This is a genomic window from Mesorhizobium sp. M7A.F.Ca.ET.027.03.2.1, from assembly GCF_003999175.1.
Classification (GTDB): Bacteria; Pseudomonadota; Alphaproteobacteria; order Rhizobiales; family Rhizobiaceae; genus Mesorhizobium.
On record NZ_RZOM01000212.1, the window covers coordinates 1 to 6,967 of the forward strand.

5 protein-coding genes are annotated in these 6,967 nt (G+C 61.1%); 1 reads left to right on the forward strand and 4 read right to left on the reverse strand.

Translation table 11 applies throughout. The features are described 5' to 3' along the window. The 4 genes from EN750_RS11960 to EN750_RS11975 all read right to left on the reverse strand — a co-directional run. A partial coding sequence (locus tag EN750_RS11960) for an oligosaccharide flippase family protein (RefSeq protein WP_245482680.1) occupies positions 1 to 926 on the reverse strand: 926 nt, incomplete at its 3' end. A gap of 300 nt (positions 927 to 1,226) precedes the next feature. Then, a complete protein-coding gene (locus tag EN750_RS11965) occupies positions 1,227 to 3,458 on the reverse strand; it encodes an exopolysaccharide transport family protein (protein ID WP_127396545.1) in 2,232 nt (743 codons plus the stop codon). Between the two features lies 1 nt (position 3,459). Further along, entirely contained in the window at positions 3,460 to 5,457 is a 1,998-nt protein-coding gene (gene asnB / locus EN750_RS11970) for an asparagine synthase (glutamine-hydrolyzing) (RefSeq protein WP_127396546.1), read from the reverse strand. Beyond that, positions 5,457 to 6,716: an O-antigen ligase family protein gene (locus EN750_RS11975; RefSeq protein ID WP_127396547.1), complete on the reverse strand. Its 1,260-nt coding sequence runs from the start codon at positions 6,714 to 6,716 to the stop codon at positions 5,457 to 5,459. The genes asnB and EN750_RS11975 overlap by 1 nt, the downstream gene beginning before the upstream one ends. Before the next feature lie 2 nt (positions 6,717 to 6,718). On the opposite strand from EN750_RS11975, the gene EN750_RS39935 reads away from it, so the two are divergent. Beyond that, positions 6,719 to 6,967 (forward strand): hypothetical protein (locus EN750_RS39935; RefSeq protein WP_210212740.1); only part of this gene is annotated, 249 nt, incomplete at its 3' end.

Below are 6,967 nucleotides of genomic sequence, written 5' to 3' on the forward strand. Positions count from 1 at the left end.
GTGGGCATCCAAGGCTCGCCCAGAAGCGGAACGACCACATAAGGCGCGGCGAGGCCGAGCAGCAAGATTGGCACCGCGGTAAAGGCGGCGGCCAGCAGGAGAAGCCCGCGCGCCACACCAAGCAGGTGTCCACGATTGCTGTTCCGGTTTGCTTCGGCGACAAAAACATTGCTGAGCGGTGTGGCGATCAGCGTCACCGGACCGGTGACCAGCCGCGCGGCCACGCCCAAATATCCGGCAAATGCGGTGCCGAACAGCCCGCCGACAAGGACTGCTGGAAGATTGTTGATTGCTATGCTCGCGAGCGTTGCGGGAATATCGAACAGAGGAAATTTGTATTCCCGCCGAGCCTTTTCCAGCACCGCACGCCAAGGTGCCCAGGCGATGCCACGCAAATCCTTCCAACTCATCACCCGACAGCCGATCAGCCCGATGAAGACGAACTGGCTCAGAATATGCGCATGGATCATGGCTTCGCCGCCGAGGTTGGCGATGCCGAAAGCCAATTGCAGTGCAGCCATGCTCGCCGGCAGGATCAGGCGCCCGAGAGCAAAATCGCGCAAAAGCCCGGCACGCAGACTCCAGCAGTTCATGGCTTCGACCAGACCTGCGCCTCCCATTCCAATCGGAATGAGCCAGGCGAGCGAGCCGAGGCGATCGGGAGCAAGGTTCGACAGCATCTGTCCGGCCGAAAAGGCCAGGACGGTCGTCACGAACACAGCCAAGAGAATAAGCTTGACCGTCACATAGGCCTGCGCGCTCCCCTTGACCCCATAGAGCGAAGCCTCGAAGCGCAATGCCGCGACCCCGGCGAGTATATTCACTATCGACAGGTAAATCGTAAAGACGCCGAAATCGGCCGGCGAATAGAGCCGCGCCAAAACCGGGATTGCAGCAAGAAGGGTGAGCTGGCCGACAATCGCCATTGCCGACACTCCGCTTGCCGCACGAATGATCGAGCCGATCGGGCTCGGCCGAACAACGATGATGGCTGTGCCGGCCGCAGGAACCGTCTTGGGTCTCAGAAGGTCGCTTGGTGCCATTGGTTCGCGCTTCCGAGGGAGGCAAATATCGGGGATTGCCGGAGCCTACGATGCACACCGGACCTTGCCATCATTCACCTGAATGACGCGCTCTGCTGACAGGCTGCACCGTGAATCGTCCTGGCCGCTCCCTGGATGAACCGCCCCCGGATCGTTCGTAGCCCAAGGACGAGCCTGTGGCCGTCATGCTATTTGCTCGCGCAAGAGGTCAGCGCTGTCCTCGAGCCGATATCCGGCATGTTTCTTCAGATTCACTCGCGTGAGGACACTGCCGACAGGTATTGCAAGAGAACCGTTGCCCTGAAGGAGTTCCAGCACCCCGCGAGCGAGGGTGCGTGGCGTTTTCCTCCACCGGATGGCGAAAAGAACCACGTCCGCCCATCCTGGCAGAAATTTGGCTTCCGGCCGCCCCAGCGCCGACGGCAGGTTTATGATCACGATGCGATAGGTCGCGTGCAGATCCGCCATCACTTTGCCTCCGTCCTCGCATGATAGCAGCGCCAGCAGGTCGTCCGACGGAGCGGCGGTCATCACGTCGATCCCGATTTCATGCAGCCTGGCAACGGCACCTTCCAGGTCGCAGCGATTGCAAACATAGTCAGCGAAGGAATGGCGGTTCTTGCGCTCGCTGAACTGGTGCAGGAACTCGAGCGTGAGCTGAACGCCCTTGCGTTCAAGATCGACCAACAGGACTCGACCGCCCAGTCGCGTGCCGGCGAGCGCCAGGCTCCACGCGAGCTCGGTCCCGCCATCCTGCGGCACGCTGGAGGTGACAAGCGCCGTGTACGACGAACGAGCCCTTAGCGCATTTGGTGCCGCCGCAATCAGCAACGACGTCACGGCGCGGCTATATGCGGACCTGCGCTCCCCCAGCACGAGGTTTCGCAGTTGTTTGGCATGCATTCCGCATGCTTCGGGGATCTGCCCCATACATGGAACCTTGAGCACCGCTTCCGCCTCGGCCTCGCCACGGAAAGTCCGGTCAAAATGATTGCGCATCGTGACGTACATCGCCCCAAGGATAGCGAATAGGATCATCCCGGGGGGAACCAGGAAGATGGCTGGCAATGTCTGCGGGATAGTCGGCGGCCAAGCCGCAGACAGGATCGAAATTCCAGCCGAGGGAACTCCGATACGCCGCGTCAAATCCTGTTGTCGACCCAGGAGTTCGTTATATCGCTGGGTCAGCAGGCTGACCTGCGGCTCGAGAGCCCGCAAACCGGAAAGCCGGCTGGCGGTGTCGGCCATGACCGCATCCAGGATGTTCTTTCGGCTTTCGAGAGCGGCGATCTGTGCACGGAAAATGTTTGCATCGGCAGCAATCTTGTCGACGCCTTGTTCGATCTTGCTTTGCGTCGTGGCTCTGAGTTCCTGGTCTGCCGGCGCGAGAGCCTGTCGAGCCGCAAGGTCGGCAAGTTCAGGCGCGCCAATAGCTTCGGCCAGGGTGATGAGAGTGGCCCCTTGCTCTCGAAGCTGCTGGACGTACCGTAGCCGAGATTCCACGGCGGCGAGATCCGCCTTTGACATCGACAATTGCTGGCTGAGGTCGGCCCGTTCCCTGGCTGCATTGTCCGCCGAGCCTTGGTCGACGGCTCCGTGGCTCAGCCGATATTTCTCAAGGCGGTCAGCCGCTGCCTGCAGATCATTTTGCAGCCCGGGCAGACTGGCGGTGATTGCATCGAGCTCTTGCTGGTCGGATGCCTGCCTTTTCTTCGTTAGGGTGTCGACATAAACCTGAGCGAATGTGTTGGCCACGAGCGCCGCCCGCGCGGGGCTGTCATCGGCGAAAGCGACGGAGATTACTCTCGATCGCAGCTCCTGCCCGACCCGCATGCCTCGCCGCAAAGCTCTCAACTCGGAGGCATCCTCGGCTTGTGGACCGTTGGCTGCCTGGTCCGCCCCTGGCCACAGCCGGTCCAGTAGACCGCCGGCAAGCGAGCGTGTCCTCGGGGGAGGGGTGGCAGACGGTTCAAGCCGGGAATTCCTGCTAGCGGAATTGTCCTGTCCGGTTTCCGCCGCACCTGTCTTGCGCAGTGCCGCCATGACGCGGCGCAGGTGATCTTGCGACGATAGCATCGTGATGTGGTCATCTATGCTTGAATCAACGAGGTCCTGCGAAGACGGGGCGCCGACGGGCAGTGAACCGCGCGAGGGGGCGTCGACGATAAGCTGGGTTGTTGACTCGTAGAGAACTGGTCGAAGGCTTCCCAGCAACCCCGCCAACAAGCCGCCCAACACAGCGAAAGCAACAATAGACCATTTTCTCCTTGCCAAAATCACGAAGAGTTGGCGCGACGCGGTGGGCGGCTCGACATATTCACGCAATGACCGCACGTGCACTCTGCCTTCAAGAACCGGTGCTGGTAGTTGATTGACCCGTGGCAGCTGGATCGGGCTGATTGCGGAACCTACCATCTTACACTCCTGCCAGGTCGAGTTCATGAGTTGGGCCGGTTTGCTGTGCTTGCCGATTGGCCTTGCTCCGCCAGGCCTGGAACATCAACGCGGACCACAATTCGCGCGAGCGGTTCTGGCCATCAATGTGATCGCGCCAGCAGGCGTCGATCTTCGCGGTGTCCAATACGTCACTGCTTTCGGTTCGCATGTCGGCGAGAAGATCGGTGGCCCAGTTGCGCAGCGGACCCCGCAGCCATGCAGCGATAGGGACATCGAAGCCTTGTTTCGGACGCTCGATCAGGTGCTGCGGGAGATAGCGGCGTAGCAATTGGCGAAGGATCCATTTGCCGGCGCCATCACGAACTTTCATGTTGGATGGCAGCCGCCAGGAGAATTCGACAACGCGGTGGTCAAGCAGCGGACACCGACCCTCAAGGCTGTTGGCCATGGTGGCACGGTCCAGCTTCACCAAGATATCGCCAGGCAAGTAGCCCGCCATGTCATCGTAGAGAAGACGGGAGAGCAGGTCGTCAAGCGGCGGACCACCGTAGCCGTGGGTTGGTTCGGTCGGCCGCTGATATCCCAGGTTTTCAGCCTGTGGCCGCGCCAGCCGCTGAAACAATTCGTCTTCGTTCGATGCCGTGAGCAGCCGGGCGAGGCGTTCCATTCGGTCGCTCCGGATAAAATGCCTCGCGCTGGCAGAGAGCGGCAGTTTGCCAACGGCATCGTCACGTCCGGCGCGTGCGAAAAAACCTGCCCCTGCCGCCAAGGTTCGGCGCAGTTGTCGGGGCAGGCGCAGGTGTCGTTTCAGCCGCTCCGCCATAAAGTGGCGGCCGTACCCTGCGAAGCACTCGTCACCACCGTCGCCCGACAGCGCTACGGTGACGTGCTGACGAGCGAGCCTGGCAACGAGTAGGGTCGGTATTTGTGATTCATCGGCGAAGGGTTCATCCCAGACCTGGGGCAACTCGGGAATGACGTCACGTGCGGCGCTTGGCGAGAGGTGAAGTTCGGAGTGGTCGGTACCCAGATGACGGGCAACGGCCGCTGCGTATGGAGCTTCATCAAAGCCGCCCTCCGCGAACGAGATCGTGAAACTGCGAACCGGCTTGCAGGATTGGGCCTGCATCAAGGCGATCACGGCTGAGCTGTCGATCCCGCCCGACAGGAAGCCGCCCAGAGGCACGTCGGCGATCATACGTTCCCGCACAGCCAGCCGAAGCCGGTTGTCCAGTTCGTCAACCAGATCTTCGTCGGTGCCGATGGCGGGATTCCGTCGCCCATCGGCAGCGACGGCAGCCAGCGACCACCAGCGGTGAACGCATCGGGAAAGTCGGTCCGCGCTGCGGTCTTCGGCAAAATTCGCCGCCGTGACGGAAAGGACAGAACCAGGCGGCAGTTTGAACACGCTTCGCCAGATACAGCGATGGTCCGGCACCCATCCCGTCGAAAGCATTGCCGCGGCGGCATCAAGATCAAGGTCGGGAGAAAAGCCCGGAAAGCAATTGATCGCCTTCAGCTCAGAGGCGAAAACCAGCGCATCTCGGGTCGAGGCGACATAGAGGGGCTTTTTGCCCATTCTGTCGCGGGCCAGATGCAGGGTTCTTGTCTTGAGATCCCACAATGCGAACACGAACATTCCGGCAAAACGATTGAGGGCGGCCTCAAGCCCCCAATGCTCGATTGCGCACAGCATCACTTCGGTGTCACTGGCGCCTTGAAAGGTTTGGCCCGCACTCTCGAGTTCACAACGCAAATCGCGAAAGTTGTATATCTCACCATTGAAGGTGATCACGTACCGACCGCTGGCGGAATGCATCGGCTGGTGCCCGGCGGCTGACAGGTCGACAATTGCCAACCGCCTGTGGCCCAGTGCGATTCCAGCTTCGCGGTCGATCCAGAGCCCCTCGCCATCCGGCCCTCGGTGACGCAGCGATGCAGTCATCCGCCCGATCGCTCCAAGCGGCTTTGTGTCCAGAGCGTCGGAAGCCAACAGAATTCCCGCGATCCCACACATTAGGCCACCCTCGGTTCAGCAAGCTGCCGCCGAAGTGCGGTCGGATTTCCGGCAACGAGGCAAAAAGCCAGCGAAAACCACACGATCGGGTGGCGGATGATCAGGTGAGGCATACTGAAGATTATCGTCGACCCCCCGAGCACCAGCAGCGCGTCGAATCCCGCTCGCCAGGCGAAGGACATGGCGGCGCCCACGATCCAGACCAACGCCATCACGGCAAGCAATCCGCCCTGCAGGTAAAGGTCGAGAACGGTGTTGTGCGCTTCGAAAGGTCGCTGCAGAAATTGACGGTCGGCGACGGGAGGCCGCTCGAGATGAGGGCCAGGACCAAGTCCCAGTGAGCCGGATTTCAATCCTTTTTCCACGGCCTCCTGCCACAAATAGAGCCGGAGTTCGAACGTTTCGATGGTCCCTTCCCCGCCATCGTCTTTGGTAAGGCTCTTGGCAAAAGTGGCGACGCTGGTCTCTTCGGTGAGCGCGTACGGCGTCATTGCAAGCGCTAGAGGCAAGGAACCCGCCAACAGCAGAATTGCCGCCATGCGGGGCATGCTGGCGCGGCCACTCGTTGCTATCCATGCACGAAGCCGCAATCCGATAAAGATGAGGCAGCTCAGGATGCTGGTGTAGAGATAGGTGTCGCTCTTCGTCAGCCGGCCGACATAGAAGGTCAGGAGCAGGCATGAGAATGCAAGCAAACGAGCCCATGGATTGCGGGTGGTCGTAGCAAGATGCAAAGCCAGCGGGCCAAAAAGCGCGCAATAGAGCGCAAGTTGGTTCGGGTTCTCGGACCAGCCACGGAACCGGTCCCAGAACCAGGGATCGACGCCGGACTGGTGGATCGCACCATAAGCCAAACCAAGCTGTATCACAAAGGCCCCATTGGCAAACGCGACCACGCACCATGCGCTGCGGCGCAGATGCCGATCGGCGTCCGGCTCCGCCGCGGCCAGGCACGTAAAGCTTGCCAGCAACACATAGGCCATAACGTCATGTACCAGCCCGGTCAGATAAAGAACGGTGGTCAGGTAACCGACGATCGTGCCGATCCCCAAAGCGAGCGACAGGAGCAGCCAGAAGCTCGCCAGTTGGACAAAAGCGGGTGTGATCTGGAGACGGCCGCCGGCGAGTATTCGTCCAATCGCCAGCATGATCCAGATCGCGATGAACAATTCGCCATAGCCGAGCGGCAATCCCGGAACGCCTAGTTGCGTCGCATAGGACATAGCAACGCCCAGGGCGAGCAAGGCGTCCCGGATCATTGATGTGCCCCGCCTCGGTGATTTGCGAGGCCGCCTCCAAGCCCGACCGCAGGGAGCGGTCGCATGTGCCCCGCGCGGAGTGTGTTTTCGTAAAGGTCGCAGTACTGGTCGACCACCAGTGGCAGGGCAAACCGCCTCCGGACAAGTTCAACAGAACGGGCGCCCATCGCCTTGGCCGCCGCGCGGTCGGACAGCAAGTCTATCGTTCGCGAGGCGAGGGCTTCGGCATCATGCGGCGCAACCAGGTAGCC